Annotated in this window: 23 protein-coding genes; 7 read left to right on the top strand and 16 right to left on the bottom strand. The window is 59.3% G+C overall.

Features of this window, described 5'->3' with window-relative positions; translation table 11 throughout:
* The first annotated feature begins 1 nt into the window (after position 1).
* Positions 2-238: a DUF3820 family protein gene (locus AC1DSG_RS03935; protein WP_007949456.1), complete on the top strand. Its 237-nt coding sequence runs from the start codon at positions 2-4 to the stop codon at positions 236-238.
* Positions 239-255: 17 nt separating this feature from the next.
* Positions 256-1,437 (top strand): aminotransferase class V-fold PLP-dependent enzyme, encoded by a 1,182-nt coding sequence (locus AC1DSG_RS03930; protein ID WP_477789686.1) that lies wholly within the window; start codon positions 256-258, stop codon positions 1,435-1,437.
* 2 nt (positions 1,438-1,439) lie between these two features.
* Here the strand turns inward: AC1DSG_RS03930 and AC1DSG_RS03925 are convergent, their stop codons facing one another.
* The 4 genes from AC1DSG_RS03925 to zwf form a co-directional block, all read right to left on the bottom strand.
* On the bottom strand, positions 1,440-2,165 hold the full coding sequence (locus AC1DSG_RS03925; RefSeq protein ID WP_477789685.1) for an intradiol ring-cleavage dioxygenase: 726 nt from the start codon (positions 2,163-2,165) through the stop codon (positions 1,440-1,442).
* Positions 2,166-2,490: 325 nt separating this feature from the next.
* A complete protein-coding gene (locus tag AC1DSG_RS03920) occupies positions 2,491-3,156 on the bottom strand; it encodes a bifunctional 4-hydroxy-2-oxoglutarate aldolase/2-dehydro-3-deoxy-phosphogluconate aldolase (RefSeq protein ID WP_477789684.1) in 666 nt (221 codons plus the stop codon).
* A 17-nt stretch (positions 3,157-3,173) separates the two neighbouring features.
* On the bottom strand, positions 3,174-3,887 hold the full coding sequence (pgl, locus tag AC1DSG_RS03915) for a 6-phosphogluconolactonase (RefSeq protein ID WP_477789683.1): 714 nt from the start codon (positions 3,885-3,887) through the stop codon (positions 3,174-3,176).
* Complete coding sequence (gene zwf, locus AC1DSG_RS03910; RefSeq protein ID WP_477789682.1) at positions 3,874-5,343, bottom strand: glucose-6-phosphate dehydrogenase; 1,470 nt, start codon at positions 5,341-5,343, stop codon at positions 3,874-3,876. The genes pgl and zwf overlap by 14 nt, the downstream gene beginning before the upstream one ends.
* Positions 5,344-5,569: 226 nt before the next feature.
* Between zwf and AC1DSG_RS03905 the strand changes: the two genes are divergently transcribed.
* The gene (locus AC1DSG_RS03905) at positions 5,570-6,430 is read left to right on the top strand and encodes a MurR/RpiR family transcriptional regulator (protein WP_477789692.1); all 861 of its coding nucleotides are present in this window, start codon (positions 5,570-5,572) and stop codon (positions 6,428-6,430) included.
* A 109-nt stretch (positions 6,431-6,539) separates the two neighbouring features.
* On the opposite strand, the gene AC1DSG_RS03900 is transcribed toward AC1DSG_RS03905, so the two are convergent.
* The 11 genes from AC1DSG_RS03900 to edd all read right to left on the bottom strand — a co-directional run bounded on the left by AC1DSG_RS03900 (position 6,540) and on the right by edd (position 20,132).
* Complete coding sequence (locus tag AC1DSG_RS03900; protein ID WP_477789681.1) at positions 6,540-7,391, bottom strand: D-hexose-6-phosphate mutarotase; 852 nt, start codon at positions 7,389-7,391, stop codon at positions 6,540-6,542.
* A gap of 112 nt (positions 7,392-7,503) precedes the next feature.
* Complete coding sequence (locus AC1DSG_RS03895; protein WP_477789680.1) at positions 7,504-8,850, bottom strand: carbohydrate porin; 1,347 nt, start codon at positions 8,848-8,850, stop codon at positions 7,504-7,506.
* 131 nt (positions 8,851-8,981) lie between these two features.
* Positions 8,982-10,142 carry an ABC transporter ATP-binding protein gene (locus AC1DSG_RS03890; protein WP_477789679.1) on the bottom strand — a complete coding sequence of 387 codons (1,161 nt, stop codon included), beginning with the start codon at positions 10,140-10,142 and terminating at the stop codon, positions 8,982-8,984.
* Positions 10,143-10,145: 3 nt separating this feature from the next.
* Positions 10,146-10,991 (bottom strand): carbohydrate ABC transporter permease, encoded by an 846-nt coding sequence (locus AC1DSG_RS03885; RefSeq protein WP_477789678.1) that lies wholly within the window; start codon positions 10,989-10,991, stop codon positions 10,146-10,148.
* Positions 10,984-11,892 (bottom strand): carbohydrate ABC transporter permease, encoded by a 909-nt coding sequence (locus AC1DSG_RS03880; protein ID WP_477789677.1) that lies wholly within the window; start codon positions 11,890-11,892, stop codon positions 10,984-10,986. The genes AC1DSG_RS03885 and AC1DSG_RS03880 overlap by 8 nt, the downstream gene beginning before the upstream one ends.
* Before the next feature lie 185 nt (positions 11,893-12,077).
* A complete protein-coding gene (locus AC1DSG_RS03875) occupies positions 12,078-13,370 on the bottom strand; it encodes an ABC transporter substrate-binding protein (protein WP_477789676.1) in 1,293 nt (430 codons plus the stop codon).
* Between the two features lie 117 nt (positions 13,371-13,487).
* Positions 13,488-14,747 carry a D-mannose isomerase gene (locus tag AC1DSG_RS03870; RefSeq protein ID WP_477789675.1) on the bottom strand — a complete coding sequence of 420 codons (1,260 nt, stop codon included), beginning with the start codon at positions 14,745-14,747 and terminating at the stop codon, positions 13,488-13,490.
* A 235-nt stretch (positions 14,748-14,982) separates the two neighbouring features.
* Positions 14,983-16,452: an ATP-binding protein gene (locus AC1DSG_RS03865; RefSeq protein WP_477789674.1), complete on the bottom strand. Its 1,470-nt coding sequence runs from the start codon at positions 16,450-16,452 to the stop codon at positions 14,983-14,985.
* A complete protein-coding gene (locus AC1DSG_RS03860) occupies positions 16,442-17,173 on the bottom strand; it encodes a response regulator (RefSeq protein WP_477789673.1) in 732 nt (243 codons plus the stop codon). Before AC1DSG_RS03860 ends, AC1DSG_RS03865 begins: the two co-directional genes overlap by 11 nt.
* A 176-nt stretch (positions 17,174-17,349) precedes the next feature.
* A complete protein-coding gene (locus AC1DSG_RS03855; RefSeq protein WP_477789672.1) occupies positions 17,350-18,309 on the bottom strand; it encodes a glucokinase in 960 nt (319 codons plus the stop codon).
* Complete coding sequence (gene edd / locus AC1DSG_RS03850; protein WP_477789671.1) at positions 18,306-20,132, bottom strand: phosphogluconate dehydratase; 1,827 nt, start codon at positions 20,130-20,132, stop codon at positions 18,306-18,308. The genes AC1DSG_RS03855 and edd overlap by 4 nt, the downstream gene beginning before the upstream one ends.
* 218 nt (positions 20,133-20,350) lie before the next feature.
* Here edd and gap point away from each other — a divergent pair, with 218 nt between their 5' ends.
* The 3 genes from gap to AC1DSG_RS03835 all read left to right on the top strand — a co-directional run bounded on the left by gap (position 20,351) and on the right by AC1DSG_RS03835 (position 23,375).
* Positions 20,351-21,352 carry a type I glyceraldehyde-3-phosphate dehydrogenase gene (gene gap / locus AC1DSG_RS03845; RefSeq protein ID WP_007949435.1) on the top strand — a complete coding sequence of 334 codons (1,002 nt, stop codon included), beginning with the start codon at positions 20,351-20,353 and terminating at the stop codon, positions 21,350-21,352.
* 29 nt (positions 21,353-21,381) lie between these two features.
* Positions 21,382-21,846: a methylglyoxal synthase gene (locus AC1DSG_RS03840; protein WP_223511871.1), complete on the top strand. Its 465-nt coding sequence runs from the start codon at positions 21,382-21,384 to the stop codon at positions 21,844-21,846.
* Between the two features lie 197 nt (positions 21,847-22,043).
* Positions 22,044-23,375, top strand: coding sequence for a CoA transferase (locus AC1DSG_RS03835; RefSeq protein WP_477789670.1), 1,332 nt, complete (start codon positions 22,044-22,046; stop codon positions 23,373-23,375).
* A gap of 126 nt (positions 23,376-23,501) precedes the next feature.
* Here the strand turns inward: AC1DSG_RS03835 and arcD (AC1DSG_RS03830) are convergent, their stop codons facing one another.
* Positions 23,502-24,929, bottom strand: a complete 1,428-nt coding sequence (gene arcD, locus AC1DSG_RS03830; RefSeq protein ID WP_477789669.1) for an arginine-ornithine antiporter — start codon at positions 24,927-24,929, stop codon at positions 23,502-23,504.
* Between the two features lie 459 nt (positions 24,930-25,388).
* On the opposite strand from arcD (AC1DSG_RS03830), the gene arcD (AC1DSG_RS03825) reads away from it, so the two are divergent.
* A complete protein-coding gene (gene arcD, locus AC1DSG_RS03825) occupies positions 25,389-26,816 on the top strand; it encodes an arginine-ornithine antiporter (protein ID WP_477789668.1) in 1,428 nt (475 codons plus the stop codon).
* The last annotated feature ends 1 nt before the right edge of the window (position 26,817 follow it).

Here is a 26,817-nt window from a genome sequence, read left to right as displayed (position 1 = left end):
GATGAACCCTGAAAAACTCGAACTGCTGATCACCCGCGAAATGCCCTTCGGCAAATACAAAGGCCGGATCATTGCCGACTTGCCCGGCCAGTACCTGAACTGGTTCGCCCGGGAAGGATTTCCACATGGCGAACTGGGTGGTTTGTTGGCCCTGATGCAGGAAATCGATCACAACGGCTTATCGGAATTGCTTGAGCCCCTGCGCGCCAAACATGGCAAACCTGCCCCCCGCCATTGATCCCGACCGAGTAGCCCATGCCCGATAAAACCCGCCGCGCCCGTGATGAAACGTTCTGGCAGACTTTTGCCGATCGCTATGCTGTCGAACCCGGCCCGATAAACCTGGAGAACGGTTACTTCGGGCGCATGTCGCGCACGGTGGTCGAGGAATACCAGCGCCACGTCGAGTTCATCAACCGCAGTAACTCGGTGTATGTGCGTCAGCGATTCGAACAGGACGAAACGCTAAAGATCACCGCGCAGTTGGCCGAGCTGGTGGGTGTGCCTGCCGACTCTGTGGCCCTGACCCGTAACGCCTCGGACGGTTTGCAATCATTGATCCGCAACTACAACCGTCTCCAGCCGGGCGATCAGGTGCTGATCTGCGACCTGGAGTACGACACCGTCAAAGGGGCGATGCGCTGGCTGGCGCGCAATCGCGGCGTGGAGGTGATCGAAATCGACCACGCGCACCCCGCCACTTTCGACAGTTTGCTGGCCTGTTATCGCGAAGCGTTTGTGCGTTACCCCAAACTCAAGCTGATGGCCCTGACTCACGTCACCCACCGCACCGGTCTGGTCATGCCGGTGCAGGCGATTGCAGCCGCGGCCAAAGAACACGGGATCGATGTGATCCTCGACGGCGCCCATGCATTGGGGCAGATCGAATTCAGTCTCGATGAACTGGCTATCTCCTTTGCCGGCTACAACCTGCACAAATGGATCGGTGCACCGCTGACGCTGGGGTTCATCTACATCGCGCCCGAACGCCTGGCCGATATTGACCCGGACATGGGTGAGACGAGTTTCCCGGTCACCGACATTCGCGCACGCACGCCGCACAGCACCCCCAATATCCCGGCGCTGCTGACCTTGCCGCTGGTGTTTGAGGAACATCGCGTCATGGGCGGATCCGCCGCCAAGGGCGCCCGGCTCAATTACTTGCGTAATCTGTGGGTGCGCGCGGTGCGCGAACTTCCGGGGATCGAAGTGATGACGCCGGATGATCCTCGTCTATATTGCGGCATCACGTCGATGCGCTTTACGCGACAAGCCGATCAACAGTCCATGGTCGAGCGGCTGCTTCGCGACTACAACCTGTTTACCGTGATGCGCAGCGGCGCCGCGAGTGGCCCGTGCATTCGTATCACACCGGGCCTGACCACCAGCGCCGCGCACATGGAACTGCTGGCCCGGGCGCTGAACGAATTGCGCTGAGCTCACACGGTGTACTTGTCGAAGTCCTCAGGCTTGATGTGCGATGACACCGCGAAGGTGTCGATGCCGATGGTGGTGAAACCGAAAAAACCATCTTCATTCGAGTCCCGTCCGAGGTTGTGAACGCTTAAGGTCGAGGCTTCGCCTCCGTGCTGCTTGTAGTAAAGGTCTTCATCGTTGGTCAGCGCCAAGGCCTTTCGACCGCTGTATTCACGGCTGTTGAGCACCGATCGCGAAGCCACCTGCGGAAAGTAAAACTGACCGACCCAGGCAACATGCCGTTCTTCCAGATAATTGTTACCGGCCGTGATGCGCACAGCGACGTGAATGTGCAGCGCACGGCCCGCGTAGAATCCCGGATAGATCGTGGTAAACCGCACGACGCCTTTCCTGTCCGTGAATTGCCCGCCACGCAGGTAAGTGTCATCGTCGGTGCGCGGGATCGAGCCGATTTCATCGACATCGACTTCTTTGTCCGGATCGATCTTGCTCCAACCCGAATAAGCGCCACGCGCATTGCAATGCCAGATATCGACCAGCGCGCCCGTGACAGGCTGCCCAGTCATGGCATCGACGATGGCCAGGCGCAGCACCAGAGGAACGCCATCGACGCCTTCGCTGATGTTGCGCCTGATCAGTTTCGGATTGCGGAAATACGGGCCGGCGATCTGTTCGGGAGACAGCAGGTAAACCGGGTGTGAGGGTGCAACTGAGGGGGTGTCGTCCATGACGTTCTCTCTTCCATAAGATGAACGCAGGTTAGCATCGGCTGACAGTCGTCATGCGGTAACTATGTATCGCCTGCAGCCGACCTGTAGCAGCTGSCGAAGSCTGCGTCCGGCTGCGCAGCAGTCGTAAAATCTGCGTCCACGGTGCATCAGGTAGGCCGCGCTCGCTTGATTACGWCTGCTGCGCAGCCGGACGCAGGCTTCGCCAGCTGCTACAAGGGAACTCACCTGTCAGGTTGGTTTTCTTCAGGCAAAAAAAAACGGTGCACCGACCAAGTGCACCGTAAAGCCGTAGAACACACAACGAGGTGTCAGGTAAAGCGGATCAGTCCAGCAGCGCCAATGCCTCGGCGGTGCACTCCTGAATGCGGGCCCAGTCGCCGTTCTTGATCCACTCGGGATCAAGCATCCAGCTACCGCCCACGCACATGACGTTTTTCAACGCCATGTAGCTCTTGATGTTGGCCGGGCCGACGCCGCCCGTCGGGCAGAATTTCACTTCGCCGAACGGACCACCCAGGGCCTTGATGGCGGCGACGCCACCGCTCACTTCCGCCGGGAACAGCTTGAAGCGGCGATAGCCCAGGCCATAGCCTTCCATGATGCCGGAGGCGTTGCTGATGCCGGGCAACAGCGGGATCGGGCTGTTGACGCTGGCTTCGAGCAGATCACGGGTGATGCCCGGCGTGACGATGAACTGCGAGCCGGCCGCTTCGGCAGCGGCGAGCATGTGGCGATCCAGCACGGTGCCGGCACCGGTCATCAGCTCCGGGCGCTGTTCGCGCAGGATCTGGATGGCCTTGAGGCCGAACTGCGAACGCAGGGTCACTTCCAGGGCGGTCAGGCCACCGGCGGCCAGGGCGTCGGCCAGCGGCAGCACGTCCTGTTCGCGAGCGATGGTGATCACCGGCAGAATCCGCGCCTTGGCGCAGAGGCTGTCGATCAGGGCAACTTTGTCCGCCATGGAAACGGTCGGGGATGGGATTGTCATAGCGGCTGTTCCTTGGCTCATGGGCACCAGTAAATCTCTAACGTAGGTTGCAAAAACGCGCGAATCGGCATGGCGGCGACATCGTCACCGGCCAATGCGGTACGCAGGGTGGTCAGTTTCGATTGACCGGAAACCGATAGAACTTTGTGTTTGGCCGAGGCCAACAGCGCACGGCTCATGGTCAAACGCTGATGCGGCACGGTGGGCGCCAGCATCGGATAGCACCGACGTGTACCGTCGACTTTCAAGGCGTCAGCCAGGTTCGGGCTGTTCGGGAACAACGATGCGGTGTGGCCGTCATCGCCCATGCCCAGCACCAGCACGTCGATCACCGGCAGTTCGGACAGCAAACGGTCGGCCTGCTCGGCGGCCTGTTCAAGGTTGGTGCTGGCGCTGTACAAACTCAGAAACTGAGCCTTGGCCGCCGGGCCTTGCAACAGATAACGCTTGAGCAAACCGGCATTGCTGTCGGCGTGTTCTACCGGCACCCAACGCTCGTCGGCCAGGCTGACCACCACGTTCGACCAGTCCAGCGCCTGTTTGGCCAGATGCTGGAAAAACGCCACCGGACTGCGACCACCGGACACCACCAGCGTGGCGGTGCCTTGGGTATCGATCGCTTCGCTCAGTTGCTTGGCGACCGTCAGTGCCAAAGCTTCAGCCAGCAGCACCGGGCTCTTGAACCCATGGGCGCTGACGCCCTGAGGGAATTTCAGTTCAGATATCGCCATACCACGACCTCCCATCCCGCGTGATCAGAGCAATGGAGCTCATCGGTCCCCAGGACCCGGCCGCGTACGGCTTGGGCGCATCACCGGATTTTTTCCACCCGGCGATCAACTGGTCACACCACTTCCACGCGGCTTCGATTTCATCTTTACGGACAAACAGGTTCTGATTGCCGTTCATCACTTCCAGCAGTAACCGCTCGTAGGCGTCGGGAATCCGCGCGCTGCGATACGTGTCGGAAAAGTTCAGTTGCAACGGCCCGCTGCGCAGCTGCATGCCCTTGTCCAGGCCTTGTTCTTTGGTCATCACGCGCAAGGAAATGCCTTCGTCAGGTTGCAGGCGGATAATCAGCTTGTTGCTGATTTGCAGACGCTGCTCAGGGGCGAAGATGTAATGCGACGGTTCCTTGAAGTGTATGACGATCTGCGACAGTTTCTGTGGCATGCGCTTGCCGGTGCGCAGGTAAAACGGTACGCCGGCCCAACGCCAGTTGCGGATGTCGGCACGCAAGGCGACGAAGGTTTCGGTGTCGCTCTGGGTGTTCGAATTCGGCTCTTCCAGGTAACCCGGCACCGACTTGCCTTCGCTGTAGCCGGCGATGTACTGACCGCGCACCACCTGAGTGGTCAGGCCTTCGGCACTGATCGGCGCCAGCGCCTTGAGGACTTTGACTTTCTCGTCGCGGATGCTGTCGGCGGACAGGTCGGCCGGCGGGTCCATGGCGATCAGGCAAAGCAGTTGCAGCAGGTGATTCTGGATCATGTCCCGCAACTGCCCGGCCTTGTCGAAGTAACCCCAACGGCCTTCGATCCCGACCTTCTCGGCCACCGTGATTTCCACGTGGGAGATGTAGTTCTGGTTCCACTGGGTTTCGAACAGGCTGTTGGCGAAACGCAGCGCGATGAGGTTTTGAACCGTCTCTTTGCCCAGGTAATGGTCGATACGGTAGGTGCGGTTTTCCGGGAAGAACTGCGCCACGGCGTCGTTGACCTTGCGCGAGGATTCCAGGTCCGAGCCGATGGGTTTCTCCAACACCACACGGGTGCTTTCAGCCAGACCAACCTTGGCAAGGTTCTCGCAAATCGCGCCGTAAACCGCCGCGGGTGTCGCAAAGTAGGCAATCACTCGCTGAGCGCTGCCGGCCATTTCGGCCAGGGCGATGTAATCGTCAGCATTGAGAAAGTCGACGTGCAGGTAACTCAGTCGCGCCAGAAAGCGCTCGGCCACCGCTTCGTCCAGCTCTTTGGCACCCACATAACGACGTAACTCCGAGGCGATGAATGCCAGGTGCTGCTGCTCGGTGCCGGGCTCCCGGGCCAGCGCGATAACGCGCGTATCCTCGTGCAAGAGGCCTGCGCCATCGAGTTGATAGAGGGCAGGAAACAGCTTGCGCAAGGCCAAATCGCCGAGGGCGCCGAACAAGGCAAAGGTGCACGGTTCAACCGTAATCGAAGGCATGATGTTTGTTCTTTTATCAAGTTAAGCTACAAATACCTTTTTTCAAGGCATCGCTCAAGAGAAAATGTAGTAATAACCACAACATTTTCGCAAAATACAGATTCCGAGTGGTGGTCGGTCGGGGCCATCAGTAGGATAGGCCACCGTTTGGGGCCGCATCCAAGGCCCTTTTGGCATAGCCGAACTCTAATTTGCGCAGCTGACCCAAGGAACATATATGGACCGCATGCGAAATTTACTGGAACAGATCCAGAATCGCCTTGAAGACCTGAACAAGGCTGAACGTAAAGTCGCCGAAGTAATCCTGCTCAACCCACAGCAGGCCACCCGGTTCAGCATCGCCGCGCTCGCCCAGGCCTCAAAGGTCAGCGAGCCGACGGTCAATCGCTTCTGCCGTTCGTTCGGCGTCAGCGGCTATCCGGAACTCAAACTTCAGTTGGCCCAGAGCCTGGCCAGTGGCGCGGCGTATGTCAGCCGTGCGGTCGAAGCCGATGACAATCCTGAAGCGTATACAAAAAAGATTTTCGGCAGCGCCATCGCCTCTCTGGACAGTGCCTTGCAGGCGCTGGACCCGAACCTGATCAGCCGCGCCGTCGATCTGTTGATTCAGGCCCGGCAGATCCACTTCTTCGGCCTAGGCGCCTCGGCCCCGGTGGCGCTGGATGCGCAGCACAAATTCTTCCGTTTCAATCTGGCCGTCACCGCCCATGCCGACGTGCTGATGCAACGCATGATTGCGTCCGTGGCGCACACCGGCGAACTGTTTGTGATCATTTCCTACACCGGCCGCACCCGCGAACTGGTGGAAGTGGCGCGCATCGCCCGTGAAAACGGTGCATCGGTGCTGGGCCTCACTGCCGAGGGATCGCCCTTGGCCAAGGCCAGTACACTGAGCCTGAACATTCCATTGCCGGAAGACACCGACATCTACWTGCCGATGACCTCGCGCATCATCCAGCTGACGGTGCTGGACGTGCTGGCGACCGGCATGACCTTGCGTCGCGGCGTGGATTTCCAGCCACATTTGCGCAAGATCAAAGAAAGCCTGAATGCGAGCCGGTATCCGATTGGGGATGAATTTAATTAATTGAAGACCGATCGTTCCCACGCTCTGCGTGGGCATGCAGCCCGTGACGCTCCGTGTCACTGGACGCGGAGCGTCCCTTGAGGCATCCCCACGCAGAGCGTGGGAACGATCACCCCACCCGCGCCTGCAAACTCAAATGCGCCCTCTGCCCCGGCGCCAGGCTCAGGCTGTCGGTGCCGCCGCTGGCCGCCTCCACACACACAAACTCTGAAATCTCATTCCAACTCACACCCAGCAATGGCCGCGAGCCCGGATGCCAGACCACCGTGTCCGCACAGTCACCGGTATCGATGCATAACTCACGCTGCCAAGCGTGGTCCTTTAACTGCAATTCGCCGTCGTGCTGGAACACTCGCTGACACCCGCCATCGACCCGCAATTCACCTTCCTGCTGACAAATTTCGCGATTCAAGTGGTCATAACCCTGCGCGCCTTCCAGCCCGGACAGCGCTATCTCACCCACATCACCAATACGCCAGTAAGCGTGCAACGCCTGACTCAATTGGCACGGCAGGCTGTCCTGATGCTCGGTGCTCAGGCGCAAATCCATGCGCTCGCCAAGGTGGGCATGCAAGTCCACTTGCCAGTCGCACAGCTGGAGTTGCCAGTGCAATCGCACGCCATCGTCGTCATGGCTGCTGTCGAGCAGCTTCCAGTCGATCAACCGCGCCCAACCATGGGAAGGCCAGGCATTTTCGCTCGGATGACGGCCGTACCACGGCCAGCACACCGGCACACCGCCACGAATCGCGCCGACCTGTGGCCACCTCGCTGCACACCAGAGCCAGGGTTTTTGACCCGTTGGCTGGAAGTGCAGCAACTGCGCGCCCTGGCGACTGAACACCGCCTGACACAGCGGATGGTCGATCACCAACACGTCGCGCTTCTGATAGCGCTCCCACGCAAACACCGGACGTTCACGCAGGGATTTGAAGAAGCGTTGTAGCGGATGCTCATGCATGTGCCGCAGTCCTGAAATCATCTGTCACCCGGGGTGCGCCACCCCAAAAAAAACGGACAGCCTGGGCTGTCCGCAAATATGCGCACATAGAGAGGAGCTTATCGCAACAACGTTAGAACACCGACTGAATTTTCAGGCCGGCCACCAGCGCGTTATCAACCTCATCCACACCGCCTGGATGAGTGACGTATTGCAGGTTGGGACGCACGGTCAGCCAGTTGGTAACGTGGAAGCCGTAGTTGATTTCGTAGTTGTACTCGGTGGTCTGCAGCGGCGTGAACAGTGGGTTTTCGTATTCTGTGACACCGTTGGCAGCGTTGATCGCTTCTTCGTTTTTCTTCACGTCATCGTTGACATGGATACGGGCGAAACCAATACCCATGTCATCTTTAGGACGCGCATCGAACGGCCCCTTGTACACAAACATCAGCGACTGGTAGTTGTCGACGATGTTGGTTTCCTTGTCGTGGAAAGTGGCGTTGGCCGCGACGTTCAGACCGCGAGACTTGTCACCGTTGTGGCTGGTGAGTTGTTGTTGTGCAACGAACCAGTAGCCGTGCTTGCTGCTGTGTTCGCGATAAGGTTGGCCGGTCGTTGCCGCATCCGTACCGCTGGCGTCTTTAAGGACGTCATTGGCCTCGGCCGTGCTCTTGTAGTAACCGACACGGTATTCGCCCGGCAGGTTGTTAGGGTTCGGCAACCAGACCAGCTCGACAGGCAACACGGTACCGGCGGTGCCACTGCCGCTCAACTTGAAGCCGTTACCGTGTTCCAGTTGCGACGGGTTCTGGTTGTACGCGCCGATCTGCGCATAGAACTCAGGCGAGATGTTGTACTTCACGCGGATCGCGGCCTGCATGATCGGCCAGTTGTACCAGATGTTGGTGGCCCAGTTACCCACTTGGGAACCGCAGAACGCCAGGTTCTGGAACTCGCACGGGAAGGTGTTGAAGTCTTCGCCTTCGCCGAAGTAACCGGCCTTGATGTCCAGTTTATTGTCGAGGAACTGGTGCTTGATCCACAGTTGGGTCAGACGGACCATATGGCCACGACCGTAGACTTCCTGGGAGGAGCTCAATGTGCCAGTACGCGGATCGCCGACACGGTCATTGGAGATGTTTTCGCCATTACGGTTGGTGAACTGGACTTTGGCCTGGGTGTTATCCCAACCAAACAGTTTCTGCAGGTCCAGCGCGGCCCCCAGGCCGAACTGATCGGCGTAACGAGCCGTGGTGTTGTCGTTGAAGCCGCCGTGAAGGTTGCTGCCGACTTCACCGACGTAGTCCATTTTGATGTCGATGCCTTGCTCGATCAGCCTGGTCCGCTCGCCACCCCAATCGCCGGTCATCCATTCGGAGTCGGCGCTGAACGCGTCAGCTGCATGCACACTACCGGCCARCATCATGGCTGCAACTGCTGACAACTGGCAGATAAGCTGAGCGTTGTTGTTCTTCTTCATCCCTACTTCCTCGTTTTATTGTTTTTACTTTTTCTTTTTGCTAACGCGACGACATCGGTCGCAGCGGACAACAGGCCACCCGCCGGACATCCCCCTGTGGGAGCAAGGCTCTCCCCCCACACATGTGTTCTTTAGCGGCCTTTGAATTGGGCCACGTTGGCGCTGTGTGTCTCGGCTACAGGCTGACCGGCAACACCAAGACGCTCCCCGGTCTTGGCATCGAACAGCAGCACTTTCGACGGATCGAATTGCAGGGTCAGGGTTTCGCCCGGAGCCGGTGCGACGTCCGGTGCCAGACGGCAGCAGACTTTGGTTTCGTTGAGATTGACGAACACCAGGGTGTCGGGACCGGTCGGCTCGGTGACCTGAACTTCCGCGCGAATGGTCGGCAATCCGTTCGGCTCGCCGTTCGCCAACACGATTTGCTCAGGGCGCATGCCGAGAATCACTTCGCGGTCTTCGAGGCCGGCATCCTGCATGCCCAGCGGCAATTCACAGCGTGCCTGACCGCTGTCGAGCAGTGCGACCAGACGACCGTCCTTGCGCTGCAAACGCAGGGGGATGAAGTTCATCGGCGGCGAACCGATGAAGCTCGCCACAAACAGGTTGGCCGGGTTGTTGTAGATGTCTTTCGGCGTGCCGAACTGCTGAATGATTCCGTCCTTCATCACCGCCACTTTGTCGCCCAGCGTCATTGCTTCGATCTGGTCGTGGGTCACGTAGACCGTGGTGGTTTTCAGACGCTGGTGCATCAGCTTCATTTCGGTACGCATCTCGACTCGCAGCTTGGCGTCGAGGTTGGACAGCGGTTCGTCGAACAGGTAAATCTTCGGCCGACGCGCCAGGGCACGGCCCATGGCCACGCGCTGTTGCTGACCACCGGAGAGCTGACCCGGCTTGCGGCTCAGCAGATGTTCGATCTGCAGCAATTTGGCGACGCGAGCGACTTCTTCGTCGATTTCGGCGGTCGGCATTTTGCGAATCTTCAAACCGAAAGCGATGTTGTCGCGCACGCTCATGGTCGGGTACAGCGCATAGGACTGGAACACCATGGCGATGTCGCGATCTTTCGGACTCATGCCGCTGATGTCGGCATCGTCCACCAGAATGGCGCCGCCGCTGATGTTTTCCAGACCGGCAATGCAGTTCATCAGCGTGGATTTACCGCAGCCCGAAGGACCGACCAGGATCAGGAACTCACCGTCATTGATCTTCAGTTCGATGTTTTTCAGGGTGTCCGGCAAACCGGCACCGTAAGTCTTGTTGACGTTGCGTAATTCGAGAGTTGCCATGTTCTACCCCTTGACCGCGCCGGACGTCAGCCCACGCAGGAAATACTTGCCAGCGAATATGTAGACCAGCAGTGTCGGCAGCCCGGCGATCATCGCGGCGGCCATATCAACGTTGTATTCCTTGGCCCCGGTGCTGGTGTTGACCAGGTTGTTCAGGGCCACGGTGATTGGCTGGGCATCGCCACTGGCGAAGACCACGCCGAACAGAAAGTCATTCCAGATCTGGGTGAACTGCCAGATCAGGCAGACCATCACGATCGGGATCGACATCGGCAGCAGGATCTTCCAGAAAATCGTGAAGAAGCCTGCACCATCCAGGCGTGCCGCCTTGACCAGTGCATCCGGGATGCTCACGTAGTAGTTGCGAAAGAACAGCGTGGTGAACGCCAGGCCGTAGACCACATGCACCAACACCAAACCGGTGGTGGTGTTGGCCAGGCCCATCTTGCCGAGGGTGAACGAGGCCGGCAGCAGCACGGTCTGGAACGGCAGGAAGCAGCCGAACAGCAGCAGGCCGAAGAACAGTTGCGAGCCCCGGAAGCGCCACATCGACAGCACATAGCCGTTCATGGCACCGATGAAGGTGGAGATCAGAACCGCCGGTATAGTGATTTTCACCGAGTTCCAGAAATACCCGCCGACAACGTCCCAGGCCTTGATCCAGCCGATACCGTCAATCACGGTCGGCCAGCTCAGCAGGTTGCCGGTGCGGATGTCTTCCGGGGATTTGAAACTGGTCAGCAGCATCACCACCAGCGGGATCAGATAGACCGCAGCCGCCAGCAACAGCGTTGCGTAGATCGCGATACGGCTGAAGCTCAAGGCTGGTTTGCCAAGTTGATTACTCATGGCGTTTGCCTCGCAATTCGGAGTACAGGTACGGCACCAGAATCGCCAGGATCGCGCCCAGCATCATCATGGCGCTGGCCGAACCAATGCCCATCTGGCCACGGCTGAAGGTGAAGGAATACATGAACATCGCCGGCAGGTCGGACGAGTAGCCAGGACCGCCAGCGGTCATCGCCGCCACCAGGTCGAAGCTCTTGATCGCAATGTGCGCGAGGATCATGAAGGCACTGAAAAACACCGGGCGCAGGCTCGGCAGGACGATCTTCATATAGATGGTCGGCAGATTTGCGCCGTCGACTTGCGCGGCACGGATGATCGATTGATCGACACCCCGCAGGCCGGCCAGGAACATCGCCATCACAAACCCGGAGGCTTGCCACACGGCGGCGATCACCAGGCAATACACCACGCGATCCTGATCCACCAGCCAGTCGAGACGGAAGCCTTCCCAGCCCCAGTCACGCAGCATCTTGTCCAGGCCCAGGCCCGGGTTGAGCAGCCATTTCCATGCCGTACCGGTGACGATCATCGAGAGCGCCATCGGGTACAGGTAAACGGTGCGAATGAAGCCTTCCTTGYGAATTCGTTGGTCTAGCAGCACGGCGAGGAACACGCCGAGCACCAGGCTGATACCGATGAACATGCCACCGAAGACCGCGAGATTTTTGCTCGCGACCCACCAGCGATCGTTGTCCAGCAAACGGGTGTACTGCTGCAGGCCGACCCACTTGTAGCTCGGCATGAAGCTGGAACTGGTAAAGGACAGTACAAATGTCCAGATGATGTAACCGTAGAAACCAACCAACACGATCAGCATGCTCGGCGCCAGTACCAACTTGGGTAACCAGCGTTGCAGCGCATCGAACGGTGAGGCTTTGCTGAAAACCGCCACAGAGCTCATCGGGATAATCCAGGTGTAGAGAAATGAAGTCCCACGCAGATCCCTTGTGGGAGCGGCTTTTTGTGGGAGCCGGGCTTGCCCGCGATGCTGACGACGAGGTTTAACGTCGAACCGCGTTGATGCCATCGCAGGCAAGCCAGCTCCCACAAAAGCCCGCCCCCAACAGGGTCAGGCTGTGTGAGGGATTACTGGGCCGCTTTGACAGCCGATGCCAGTTGGGCGCTGGCCTTGGCCGGGTCAGCGTTTTTGTCGTTCATGAAGTTGGTGACCACATCGAAGATCGCGCCCTGCACGGCCAGGGAAGTGGCCATGTTGTGCGCCATGCTCGGTTGCAGGCCGCCGTTCTTGTCGTCTGCCAGGAAGTCCTTGGCCGACGCTTGAGCGCAGGAATCGAAGCCCAGTTTTTCCATGTTGTTCAGCATGTCCGTCCGCACAGGGATCGAGCCTTTGTTGATGCTGAATACTTTCTGGAAGTTTTCACCCAAGGCGACCTTGGCCAGGTCTTGTTGAGCAGCGATAGTGCCCTTGTCCTTGACGTTGAACACGGCCAGGGAGTCGATGTTGTAGGTGAAGGCTTTTTCGGTGCCTGGGAACGGCACGCACAGGTAATCGGTGCCAGCTACTTTCTTGGCGGCAGTCCATTCGCTTTTCGCCCAGTCGCCCATCATCTGCATGCCGGCCTTGCCGTTGATCACGTCGGCAGCAGCGATGTTCCAGTCACGACCGGCGCGGTTCGGGTCCATGTAGCCGGTGAGTTTTTTCAGCTCGGTGAACGCCTTGGTCATCTCAGGACCGGAGAGGGTTTTCTGATCCAGGTCTACCAGGGCTTTTTTGTAACCGTCGGCGCCCATGACCGAGAGCACCACGTCTTCAAACACGGTACTGTCCTGCCAAGGCTGGCCACCGTGGGCGAGCGCGATGAAGCCTGCGGCCTTCAACTTGTCGCCAGCGGCATAGAATTCTTCGAGGGTGGTCGGGGCTTTGTCGATGCCGGCTTTCTTGAAGACTTCCGGGTTGATCCACAGCCAGTTCACACGGTGAATGTTCACCGGAACGGCGACGTAGTCACCTTCGAACTTCACGGTGTCGGAAACTTTCTTCGACAGCAGGCCATCCCAGCCTTCGGATTTGGCAACGTCTTTCAAGGTGTCTGGAGCGAGCAAGCCAATGCTGCCCCACTCCTGAATGTCCGGTCCCTTGATCTGCGCAACACCCGGCGGGTTACCCGCCACGGCGCGACTTTTGAGTACGGTCATGGCTGTGGCACCGCCACCGCCGGCAACGGCACCGTCCTTCCAGGTGAAGCCGTCTTTTTCGACTTGAGCCTTGAGCACATCGACCGCTGCTTTTTCACCACCCGACGTCCACCAGTGAACGACTTCCACGGAACCTTTGGATTCGGCGGCAAGCACACTGAGAGGGAGCGCAGACAGGGAGGCGAGAGAAATGACAGTAGCGAGGCGAGAAATCGCATTCATCTAGAAGTACCTTTCTTGTTGTTATGCATGCAAGTCTGGTGCTTGCGCTGCATAGGATTTTAAACAGGAGTTATCCCCTCGCAGGTAACGAAGGGACGCGTGAATGTCACTGCATGGTTACACAGGAGTGCTCTGGGATAACCGCTCCAAAGCCGTGGCCATGCTTGGCGCCAAGGGTAAACGCGGGATCAGCACGGCTTGCCAGGCGTGGTACAGGTCAGGTTTACCGGCCCAGATATCGGCGCTTGGGCGGTTTTGCGGATCAAGTTCGTGGTGCCAACTGCCGTCGCAACGGTCAATGAAATGATGGTCACAGAATTCCCAGAATTGTCGGTACCAGTGCTCGTATTGCTCGTCGCCAGTGCGTTTAAGCAACGCGCTGGCGGCAGCGCTGGCTTCGCAATGGGTCCAGTGCAAGCGATGGCGAACCACCGCGCGGTTGTCCCAATCCAAGGTGTAGACAATCCCGGGTAGCCCGTCGACATCCCAGCCATGACGGCAGTTGTGGTCGAACAGTTTTTGCGCGTCGGTGGCCAGCCAGCCCGGCGTGAGCATCCCGGCCTGAACCCGCGCCGCTTCGAGGTGCAGCAACAGCCGCGCCCATTCAAAACCGTGACCGGGCGTGGTGCCGTAGGGGCGAAAACCGTCGGCCGGGTTGTCGAGGTTGTAGTCGCGCAGCGGTTGCCAGGCGCGGTCGAAGTGCTCGATCACCAAGTATTGGTTGGCGGCCGCATGACCATGGATCACCCGCTCGACAATGCGCTGGGCGCGGCACAACCAGCGGTTGTCTGCCGTGACATCGGCCAGGGCGAGGAAGGCTTCGGTGGCGTGCATGTTGCTGTTGGCGCCACGGTAGGCTTCTTCTTCGCTCCAGTCGCGATTGAAGGATTCGCGCATCGCGCCTTCCTCCTCACTCCAGAAATGCCTGTCGATGATGTTGATCGCATCATCGAGCAAGGCTTGTGCGCCGGGACGTCGGGCGACCACGGCGGAACTGGCGGCCAGGGCGACGAAGGCATGCAGATAAGCCGCCTTGCCAGTGTTGCCATCCAGTGCATGGGCCACTGCAAACCAGCCACCGGACTCGGCATCGCGCAACGGACCACTGAGCGCCTTGACCCCGTGATCCACCAACTCGGCAAACCCCGGCAAGCCCTGAATATGGGCCATGGCAAAACTGTGGGTCATGCGTGCGGTGTTCATGGTTTCGGCGTAGGCATTGGCCGGGAGTCGGCCTTTTTCATCCAGATTGCCAAAACCGTCGGCAAGCTTTGAAGCCTTGGCAAACGCCAGCAGGCGCAGGCCTTCAGCGGCGAGCCATTGCTGGTGGACAGGCGCGTTCAGCCAACTGCTGAAGTCCGGTTGGAAGGTGTCCATGGGGTGCCTTTTTTGTTGTTTTGACTGCGGGCAGTCTAAACAACGGGCGGTGGCGGGCTTGTAACGAAGGGGGCGAGTTGTGTCACCAGGCTGTGACATTCGACTTGATATATTTGTTTAATGGTCTGACGCCTTCGCGAGCAAGCCCGCTCCCACATTTAATCGCATTCCACGGGGATGAACTCGATCAAATGTGGGAGCGGGCTTGCTCGCGAAGAACGATAACGCAGTATTACTATTCAACACTGCGGGGCAATTGAAGCGTTACCCGCAACCCACCCTCACGCAGGTTTTGAAGGCTGACTTCCCCGCCATGGCTATGCGCAATATTGCGCGCAATCCCCAGACCCAACCCATACCCCTGCTGCTGCCCGGCCAGGCGGAAGTGCGGCTCGAACACTTGCTCCAGCCGTTGCTCCGGCACGCCCGGCCCTTCGTCATCGACGTGCAGGACGAACGCGCTGTCATCGTCATCGATGTGCAGGTGTGCGTTCTGCCCATACTTGAGGGCATTGTCGATCAGGTTGCCAATGCAGCGCTTGAGCGCCAGCGGTTTGCCAGGGTACGCCGCCATCGCCCGCCCCTGCTGAGTCACGCGACCATTGCCATGGGGCGCCAGATACGGCTCCACCAGGCAATCGAGTACGTGATTGAGGTCCACCGCTTCGATGTTTTCGTGAATGTCGGTGTCTTTCACACATTGCAGCGCACCTTTGACCAGCAGCTCCAGCTCATCCAGATCACGACCGAACTTGGCTTGCAGCTGCTCGTCTTCCAGCAATTCCACGCGCAATCGCAGCCGGGTAATTGGCGTGCGCAGGTCATGGGAAATCGCGCTGAACAACTGACTGCGCTCGGTCAGGTAGCGGCTGATGCGTTCGCGCATGGCATTGAACGCACGGCTCACTTCGACCACTTCACTGCCACCCACTTCGGCCACCGGCTCTACTTCCGCCCCCAGCGACATGTCCCGCGCAGCCCGCGCCAGCCGCTTGAGCGGCCGGCTCTGCCAGTGCACCAGCAGGCCGATGAACAACAGCAAAAAACCGCTTGTGAGGACGATGAACCAGACCTGCTGTGCCGGCAGACCTTGTTCTTCAAGGCTGGTGTAGGGTTCGGGCAACAGCGAGGCGATGTACAGCCATTCGCCCGGCGCCATCTGGATTTGCGTGACCAGCACGGGCGGGTTCACGGGCTCCAGCGTCAAGGCGTAGTGCGCCCAGGAGCGCGGCAATTCGTCGAGTTTCAAGCCGCCGTTAAAAATCCGCAGGTCGTCGGGGCTGACGAAAGTCACCGAGATATCGGTGTCCTGGCCCAGCGACTGGCGCAGCACTTCATCCACCGCTTTGAGCACAGCTTCCTTGCGCGGGGTGATCGGCAGCACTTCCATGCCCAAGGGTTTATCGTTGAGCGTCACCACGAATCGGGTGCCACCCATGCTGCGCAACTGGTCCAGGACCAACGGCCTGAAGGCCACCGGCAACGAGCGGAAGTAACTGACGCTGGCCGTCATCGAATGCGCCAGGCTGCGCGCACTGGTGACCAGGCCTTGAAGCTGCGTAGCACGCAGTTGCGAGACCCAGATCACGCTCGACAACGTCTGCGCAAACAACACCGCCAGCAATGTCAGAAGCAACATCCGCCCGAGCAGCGAACGGGGCACCGGCACGCGGTCGGCGAGCTTGCGCAGGAACTCAGTGGCCATTGCTGGCGACCACATTGGCGGCCAGTTGGTAGCCGCTGCCGCGTACGGTGCGGATCAGTCGCGGCGGTTTTTCCGTGTCACGCAGACGTTGGCGCAAGCGGCTGACGGCCATGTCGACGATGCGATCCAGCGGCATCAGATCGCGGCCACGGGTGGCGTTGCCGATGGTGTCGCGGTCGAGGATTTGTTGCGGGTGATCGAGGAACAGTTTCAGCAGCGCGAAGTCGGCGCCAGAAAGAATCACTTCTTCGCCATCGGTGTGGAACAGCCGATGGCTGACCATGTCCAGACGCCAGTCGTCAAAGGCCAGCACTTCACCGCCGCTTCGCTCCTGACCGAACTGCGCGCGGCGCAACAGGGCTTTGATGCGCGCCTGCAACTCACGTGGGCTGAAGGGTTTACCGAGGTAATCGTCAGCACCGAGCTCCAGGCCAATGACCCGGTCGGCCTCGTCGGAACTGGCGGTGAGCATGATGATCGGCACCTGAGCCTGACGCGGGTGCTGACGAACCCAGCGGCAGAGGCTGAAGCCGTCTTCGTCCGGGAGCATCACATCGAGGATCACCAGATCGCTCGGTGCCTCGTTCAACGCCTGGCGAAAACCGGCGCCATCGGGCGTGGTACGGACCTGGAAACCGGCGCGAGTCAGGTAGGTATCCAGCAACTCGCGTATCTCTTGATCGTCATCGACCAACAATATCGACTTGTTGACTGAGCTCACGGGGCGGCGTCCTTGTTGTTTGAATTGGGCGGATTATGCCTTAAGCGCGGAATCTACAAACACCACAGAAACAATGTGGGAGCGGGCTTGCTCGCGAAAGCGGTGGGTCAGTCGACATCAATGTTGAATGTCAGTCCGCATTCGCGAGCAAGCCCGCTCCCACATTTGATTGCATTTCAACTCGGGTGGGATTGTTCCAGCGCCACACCCGCGCCCATCAGGCCGGAATACGGCGCCGTCACCAGCCACACCGGGATGCCTTTGAAGTAATCGCTCATGCAGCCCTTGTCGGCAAAGCACCGGGCAAATCCGCTTTCGAGGAAGAAATCGGCAAACCGCGGGATCACGCCACCGACGATGTACACGCCACCGCGCGCCCCGGTGGTCAGCACGTTGTTGCCGGCCACGCGGCCGAGCCAGCAGCAGAACTGCTCCAGCACTTCCAGTGCAATCGGATCGCCCGCCAGCCCGGCAGCGGTGATCGCTTCCGGTGTTTCGAGCACTGGCGTGTGGCCGTCCACGGCACAAATCGCCCGGTAAACCCGTGGCAACCCGCCGCCGCTCAACGCGGTTTCAGCGCTGACATGGCCGATCTCATTGAAGATGTGCTGCCAAAGCTGCGTTTCCCGCGGGCTGCTCAGCGGCAGATCGACATGACCGCCCTCCCCCGGCAACGCGGCAAAACGCCCTTCACCGAGATCAAGCAATGTGCCGACGCCAAGGCCCGTACCCGGACCAATCACCACCGCCGGCCGCAACGGTTCCGGGGTGCCTTCGCAAACCACCCGAAACTCGCCCGGCTGCAAACGGGTCATGCCCAGTGCCATCGCCGAGAAATCGTTGACCAGCAACAGTTGCTCGACCTGCAAAGTCTTGCAGAACCCCTTGCGACTCAATCGCCAGTGATTGTTGGTGAACTTGAATTCATCGCCACTCACGGGACCTGCCACCGACAGGCACACCGATCCGATCGAACCCAACGCCAGATCGAGCCCGCTCAGATAGAGGGCGATCGCCTCCTCCGGGCTGGCGAAATCTGCCGTCGCCAGCACCTGGACTGATTCCAGTTGCTGGTTTTTCCACAACGCGAAACGAGCGTTGGTCCCACCGATGTCACCGACCAAAGCCAGTTTCAATTAAGCGTCTCCAGGGCAGAAGTAAAGGCGCTGGCGCCCTGCTCTGCGGAGCTGAAGGCCATGCGCATGAAACCAAACAGTTCGCGTCCGCTGCCAATGTTGTTGCCCAACAGGCCCTTGGCAGGTTCGCGCGCTGCAAATTCTTCGGCGTCCACCTTAAGCTCCAGGGTGCCTTTGACGCCATCGACGCGGATGATATCGCCCTCTTGCACCCGCGCCAAAGCGCCACCGACATAAGCTTCGGGGCTGACGTGAATCGCTGCCGGGATTTTCCCCGAGGCGCCGGACATGCGCCCGTCCGTCACCAGCGCCACTTTGAAGCCGCGATCCTGCAACACGCCGAGGAACGGCGTCATCTTGTGCAATTCCGGCATGCCATTGGAACGCGGGCCCTGGAAGCGCATCACCGCGACAAAATCCTTCTCCAGCAAACCGGCCTTGAACGCATCGGCCAGGTCCTGCTGATCCTGGAACACCATGGCCGGTGCTTCGACCACCTGGTTTTCCAGCGCCACGGCCGAGACTTTCATCACGCCACGACCGAGGTTGCCTTCCATCACCCGCAAGCCGCCCTCTGGCGAGAACGCACGGGAGACCGGGCGCAGGATGTTTTCGTCGAGGCTTTCGGTCGGTCCTTCGCGCCAGACCAGCTCGCCGTTATCGAGGAACGGTTCCTTGGTGTAACGGCTCAGGCCATGGCCCAGCACGGTGTTGACGTTTTCGTGCAACAGACCAGCTTCCAGCAGCTCGCGAATCAGGAACGACATGCCGCCCGCCGCCTGAAAGTGGTTGATGTCGGCTTTGCCATTGGGGTAGACGTGGCTCAGGGTCGGCACGACTTCGGAGAGGTCGGCCATGTCCTGCCAGGTCAGWTGAATGCCCGCCGCCATGGCGATGGCCGGCATGTGCAAGGTGTGGTTGGTCGAACCGCCGGTGGCGTGCAGGGCCACGATGGAATTGACCAGCGAGCGCTCGTCGACGATTTCGCCGATCGGCATGAAGTCGCCGCTCTGCTTGGTCAGACGTGTGACCTGATGCGCTGCTTCGCGGGTCAGGGCATCGCGCAATGGTGTGTTCGGATTGACGAAAGAAGCGCCCGGCAAGTGCAGGCCCATGACTTCCATCAGCAACTGGTTGGTATTGGCGGTGCCATAGAAGGTGCAGGTGCCAGGGCTGTGGTAGGACTTCATTTCCGATTCCAGCAGCTCTTCGCGACTGGCCTTGCCTTCGGCGTAGCGCTGGCGCACATCGGCTTTCTGCTTGTTGGAAATGCCCGAGACCATCGGCCCGCCCGGCACAAAAATCGTCGGCAGATGACCGAAACGCAACGCGCCCATCATCAGGCCCGGCACGATTTTGTCGCAGATGCCGAGCATCAGCGCGCCGTCGAACATGTTGTGGGACAACGCCACGGCGGTGGACAGGGCGATCACTTCACGGCTCGGCAGGCTCAGTTCCATGCCCGGTTCGCCCTGGGTCACGCCATCGCACATGGCCGGGGTGCCGCCGGCGAACTGGCCGACCGAACCGATCTCGCGCAGCGCTCTTTTGATCTGCTCCGGGAAGACTTCGTACGGCTGATGCGCCGAGAGCATGTCGTTATATGACGAAACTATTGCGATGTTGGCGGAGTTCATCATCCGCAGGCTGTTCTTGTCTTCGGTGCCGCAACCCGCCACGCCGTGGGCGAAGTTGGCGCATTGCAGCTGGCCGCGCATCGGACCGTCGCTGGCGGCACCGCGAATCAGTGCAAGGTAGGCCTCACGCGTAGCGCGGCTACGGGCGATAAGCCGTTCGGTGACCTCAAGGACGCGGGGATGCATGTGTAGAACTCCAGGCTAACGGATGTGGCGACCTGATTGTCTATGCTGAACAAGGACCGTTGTGATTGGGATGACAGACGGTTTTCTTGATCGGTCGGACCAGTTGATCAGGTCACTCGTTGTAGATTGAACAAAATATTGCCATTAAAAACGCTTGTTTTCTATTTTTATGCGAATAATCTTGTAATTCCAACAACAAAACGACGGCGGCGCTGTAAATGACTCTTCGAATCGCAATCAATGGTTTTGGCCGGATTGGCCGCAACGTCTTACGCGCACTGTATACCCAAGGCTATCGTCAGGATCTGCAGATCGTTGCCATCAATGATTTGGGTGACAGCGCAATCAACGCTCATCTGCTCAAGTTTGACACTGTTCACGGCACGTTCGATGCCGATGTTCAACACGACCGCGAGAGCCTGACGGTCAACGGCGACCGCATTGCCGTCAGCGCCATTCGCAACCCGGCCGACCTGCCCTGGGCTGCAGAAAAAATTGATGTGGTATTCGAATGCACCGGTCTGTTCACCGACCGTGCCAAAGCCGCCGCGCATATTACGGCCGGCGCACGCAAAGTGATTATTTCGGCCCCGGCCCAAGGCGCCGACGCCACGGTGGTATATGGGGTTAACCACGACATATTGCGCCAACACCACCAAATCATTTCCAACGCGTCGTGCACCACCAACTGCCTGGCCCCGGTCGCGCAGGTGCTGCACCGCGAACTGGGCATCGAGAGCGGTCTGATGACCACAATCCACGCCTACACCAACGATCAAAACCTCACCGACGTCTATCACACCGACCCGTACCGCGCCCGATCCGCCACCCAGAACATGATCCCGAGCAAGACCGGTGCGGCTGAAGCCGTCGGTCTGGTGCTACCGGAACTGGCGGGCAAACTGACCGGCATGGCCGTGCGCGTACCCGTAATCAATGTGTCGCTGGTGGACCTGACCGTGCAGCTCAAGCGCGAAGCGTCAGCCGATGAAGTGAATGCGTTGCTTAAAGAAGCCAGCCAGCACTCGAAAATTCTCGGTTACAACACCCTGCCGCTGGTTTCCAGCGACTTCAACCACAACCCACTGTCGTCGATCTTCGATGCCAACCACACCAAATCCAGCGGCAAGTTGCTCAAGGTGCTGGCCTGGTACGACAACGAATGGGGCTTCTCCAACCGCATGCTCGATAACTGCCTGGCGCTCTGTAACGCTGAATGACCCGCCGTGAAAAAGCAGGAGCAGCACCAATGATCGGTATCAGCTTTACGCAAAAGACCATGGCCGCGCGCAAGCGTATTGCCTTGGTCGCCCACGACCACTGCAAGGTGTTTTTGCTGGACTGGGCCGAGCGGCAGAAAGACAGGCTTGCACAGCATGAACTGGTCGCCACCGGCACTACGGGGTTGTTGTTGCAACAACGCCTGGATTTACCCGTGGAGAGCATGATCAGCGGTCCGTTGGGCGGCGACCAGCAACTGGGTGCGCAAATCGCCGAGCAGCGGGTCGACATGCTGGTGTTCTTCTGGGACCCGTTCGAACCACAGCCCCACGATCCGGACATCAAGGCGTTATTGCGGGTCGCGGCAGTCTGGAACATCCCGGTGGCCTGCAATGAATGCAGCGCCGATTACTTGCTGAGCAGCCCCTTGATGGATCAGGCACACGAACATCGAATCCCCGATTACGCGACCTATCTGCTCGGCCGCGCCTGACGTCACATCTGATTGCCGGAGTTCCGGGTGTAAGGGTGCACCGCCGCCTGTGAGAGCCTGCTCGCGATGACGATCTGACATTCACCGAATGTATTGAATGAAAGACCGCTATCGCGAGCAGGCTCGCTCCCACAGGTTTCATCTGGCGTGTCACTTGATTTGAACTATGATCGGGCTCTCGTTCCGGAGGGCCTTCGATGACTGATTTACTCTCGTCCATTCAAGCCGCGCTCGGCTTGCCCCACACCCCTATTTCCTTTACGTCGAACGGTGCCCTCCCCTCGGCGTTTGCCGTCACGGATCTTGCCTGCGCCAACATTGCCATCGCCGGACAAACTGTCAGCGAGCTGTTGCTGCAGCACACCGGTCGCCTGCCTGGTGTTGAAGTCGACCGTCGCCTCGCCTCTTTCTGGTTCTCCACCTCGATCCGTCCCGTTGGCTGGAGCGTCCCTCCCCTGTGGGACCCGATTGCCGGTGACTACGCGACCAAGGACGGCTGGATCCGCCTGCATACCAACGCGCCCCATCACCGCGCAGCGGCTGAAAGTGTGCTCGGCAGCTGTGTCGACCGCACGGCGATGGCGAGCAAGGTAGTGCAATGGGCCAAAGGCGATCTGGAACAGGCGGTGGTCGACGCCGGCGGTTGTGCCGCCGAAATGCGCACGTGGGCGCAATGGCAACAACATCCCCAGGGATTGGCCGTGAACGCCGAACCGTTGATTCAGTTCAGTGGCAACAGTGGTCAACCCGCAAAACCATGGACAGGCAACGTGGCCCGGCCGCTGACCGGGCTCAAGGTGCTGGATCTGACCCGCGTGCTGGCAGGTCCGGTCGCCAGCCGCTTTCTCGCCGGCCTCGGTGCGGATGTGTTGCGCATCGACCCACCCACCTGGAACGAACCCGGCGTGCTGCCGGAAGTCACCTTGGGTAAACGCTGCGCACGCCTGGATCTGCACAACAACGAGGAGCGCGCGGTGTTCGAAACCCTGCTCAAAGAGGCAGACATCCTCCTGCACGGTTACCGCGCCGATGCGCTGGAACGCTTGGGTTACGGCGTTGCCGAGCGCCAGAGACTGGCGCCAGGCCAGATTGATGTCAGCCTCAACGCTTACGGCTGGAGTGGCCCGTGGCACAACCGCCGTGGTTTCGACAGCCTGGTGCAGATGAGCAGCGGGATTGCCGACGCCGGGATGCACTGGAAGAACGCGGCCAAACCGACGCCTTTACCGGTGCAAGCACTCGATCACGCCACCGGGTATTTGATGGCGGCTGCGGCGATCAGGTTGTTGGGGCGTGGTGGCTCGGCGCGGCTATCGTTGGCGCGTACGGCGAAGTTGTTGATTGAAAATGGTGCGGGAACAGCCGAGGCGTTGCGGGCGGAGGATGAAAACGATCAGGGGTTAGTGGTTGAACAGACACCGTGGGGACCGGCGCATCGGCTTCATGTGCCGCTGAAAATTACCGGGACGCCGTTACAGTGGGCACTGCCGGCAACTGAATTGGGTTCCCATCGCGCACAGTGGTGGTGACAGGTCTGGCCCCATCGCCAGCAGACTGGCTCCCACTGGTGTTGTGAACGACGCATACCCACTGTGGGAGTCAGCCTGCTGACGATGAGGCCCGAACAGACAACTCAGTCTGACCGACTCACACTCTCACAACGACAACAAGCCGCTGTAYAACCCATACGCGGCCAGCCCGGCACCAATCAGGACAACGGTAAAAATGCCCTTCTCGATATGAGTGAACAATGGCTCGCCTTGCTCATGCTTGGCCTTGGCAAACAGAATCACCCCCGGCGCATACAGCAACGCCGACAGCAATAGATACTTGACCCCGCCGGCATACAGCAACCACACCGCATACCCCAGCGCGACACCGCCGATCATCAGGTCTTTGGTGCGCTCGGCGCTGGCGTGTTCGTAAGTTTCGCCGCGCCCGCTCAACAACACCGCATACGCCGCCGACCACAGGTACGGCACCAGAATCATCGACGACGCGAGGTAGATCAAACTGGTGTAAGTGCCGGCGGAAAACAGCGTGATCAGCAGAAAGATCTGAATCATCACGTTGGTCAGCCACAGCGCGTTGACCGGCACGTGATTGGCGTTTTCCTTTTTCAGGAAGGCGGGCATGGTCTTGTCTTTGGCCGTGGCAAACAGAATCTCGGCACACAGCAGTGCCCAGGACAGCAACGCGCCCAACAACGATATCGCCAGGCCAACGCTGATCAGCAACGCGCCCCAAGGCCCGACGATATGTTCCAGCACCGCCGCCAGCGACGGGTTCTGTAAATTGGCCAGTTCCGGCTGACTCATGATCCCCAGCGACAGCACGTTGACCAGTACCAACAACGCCAGCACCCCGATGAAACCGATGACCGTCGCCCGGCCCACGTCCGAACGCTTCTCCGCTCGGGCCGAATACACACTGGCGCCCTCAATGCCGATAAACACGAACACCGTCACCAGCATCATGTTGCGCACCTGATCCATTACCCCGCCGAACTCCGGGTTGCTTTGCCCCCAGATATCCCGGGTAAAAATGTCGGCTTTGAAGGCGACGGCGGCGATGACGATGAACATGATCAGCGGCACGATCTTGGCCACGGTGGTCACTTGGTTGATGAACGCYGCTTCCTTGATCCCGCGCAACACGAGGAAATGCACGGCCCACAACAACACCGAGGCGCATCCGATCGCAATGGGCGTGTTGCCCTGGCCAAAGACCGGAAAGAAATAACCAAGGGTGCTGAACAGCAACACGAAATAACCCACGTTGCCCAGCCAGGCGCTGATCCAGTACCCCCAGGCCGACGAAAATCCCATGTAGTCACCGAAGCCGGCCTTGGCGTAGGCATACACCCCGGAATCCAGTTCGGGTTTGCGATTGGCCAGGGTCTGGAAGACGAACGCCAGTGTCAGCATCCCCACGGCGGTGATGGCCCAGCCGATCAGCACTGCCCCCGCATCGGCCCGCGCAGCCATGTTCTGCGGCAACGAGAARATCCCGCCACCAATCATCGATCCCACCACCAGGGCGATTAGCGCGCTCAGGCGTAGCTTTTGCGTCGGTTGTGACATTCCTGCGTCTCCACTGATTCCTGATCCAGCCTGGGCGACGATGGTTATAAAACCGTCACATGGTTGGTTTTAACTAAATAGATACAGCGTAATAACGTTTATTAGATAGCGCCATGCCAGCCACTACTATTTATAACCGATCATTCTATGAACGTCATGAAATCGAGCAATTGCGTGGGTTAATCCTGACAAATCTGTTCTGTTCATGAAACAGGCGCCAAATATTTGCGGAAACGCCAAAACCAACTAGCTTAAAAACCGAAGCACGGATTGGTTATTCCTGCCTGTTCTGACCGAGGCCTCTGGATTGGGCTTTTCCAGCGCTCCTGACGGAAGACGGAAAAGTTTCGTAACTCTTTAATTAACAATGGAATGTGCTATGAACTGATCTAAGTCAGATTTTCAAACAGCCAGTAAAACTACTCTGTTGTCTCTTTTCTCCTGCACTGGAGTCATGCGATGTCTGAATCCCCCGGAAAACTGAAACTTGGCGCATTGGTTGCGCTGGTAGTCGGCTCAATGATTGGTGGCGGGATYTTCTCGTTGCCGCAAAACATGGCCGCCAGTGCCGATGTTGGCGCTGTACTGATCGGTTGGGCCATCACSGCCGTSGGSATGCTGACCCTGGCGTTCGTCTTCCAGACCCTSGCCAACCGCAAGCCTGATCTGGACGGCGGGGTTTACGCCTACGCCAAGGCCGGATTCGGCGACTACATGGGTTTCTCTTCCGCCTGGGGGTACTGGATCAGTGCCTGGCTGGGCAACGTTGGTTACTTCGTGCTTTTGTTCAGCACCCTCGGCTACTTCTTTCCCATTTTTGGCGAGGGCAATACGGTCGCAGCCATCATCGGTGCATCGGTACTGCTCTGGGGTGTGCATTTCCTCGTGTTGCGCGGGATCAAGGAAGCGGCGTTCATCAACATGGTGACCACGGTCGCCAAGATCGTGCCGCTGTTGCTATTTGTGTTGATCGCGATTTTCGCCTTCAAACTGGACATCTTCACCGCTGACATCTGGGGCTTGAAAAACCCGGACCTGGGCAGCGTGATGAACCAGGTGCGCAAAATGATGCTCGTCACCGTCTGGGTGTTCATCGGCATCGAGGGTGCGAGCATTTTCTCGGCCCGCGCCGAAAAACGCAGCGATGTGGGTAAAGCCACCGTCATCGGCTTCATCACCGTGCTGCTGTTCCTGGTGCTGGTGAACGTGCTGTCCCTCGGCATCATGACCCAACCGGAACTGGCCAAGTTGCAGAACCCGTCGATGGCGGCTGTACTGAAGCATGTGGTCGGTGAATGGGGCGCGKTGCTGATCAGCGTCGGCTTGATCATCTCGCTGCTTGGAGCCTTGCTGTCGTGGGTGCTGCTGTGTGCGGAGATCATGTTCGCCGCCGCCAAGGACCACACCATGCCGGAGTTCCTGCGCAAGGAAAACGCCAATCACGTGCCGGTCAACGCCCTGTGGCTGACCAACGCGATGGTGCAGCTGTTCCTGATCATCACACTGTTTTCGGCCAGTACTTACCTGTCGCTGATCTACCTCGCCACCTCGATGATCCTGGTGCCCTACCTGTGGTCGGCGGCGTACGCACTGTTGCTGGCGGTGCGCGGTGAGACTTACGAAAACGATGGCGGCGACCGCACCAARGACCTGMTGATCGGCGCCATCGCGGTGATCTACGCGGTGTGGCTGGTCTACGCAGGCGGCACCAAATACCTGCTGTTGTCGGCCTTGCTCTATGCGCCCGGCGTGATCCTGTTTGCCAAGGCCAAACGAGAACTCGGCAAACCTGTTTTCACCAACGTCGAGAAACTGATTTTTGCAGCCGTAATCGTGGGCGCCGTGGTGGCGGCCTACGGCCTATATGACGGTTTCCTGACCCTGTAAC

Source organism: Pseudomonas sp. P5_A12, from assembly GCF_056400685.1.
The sequence above is the reverse complement of the archived record's forward strand: the minus strand, read 5'-3'. Positions and strand labels throughout refer to the sequence as shown.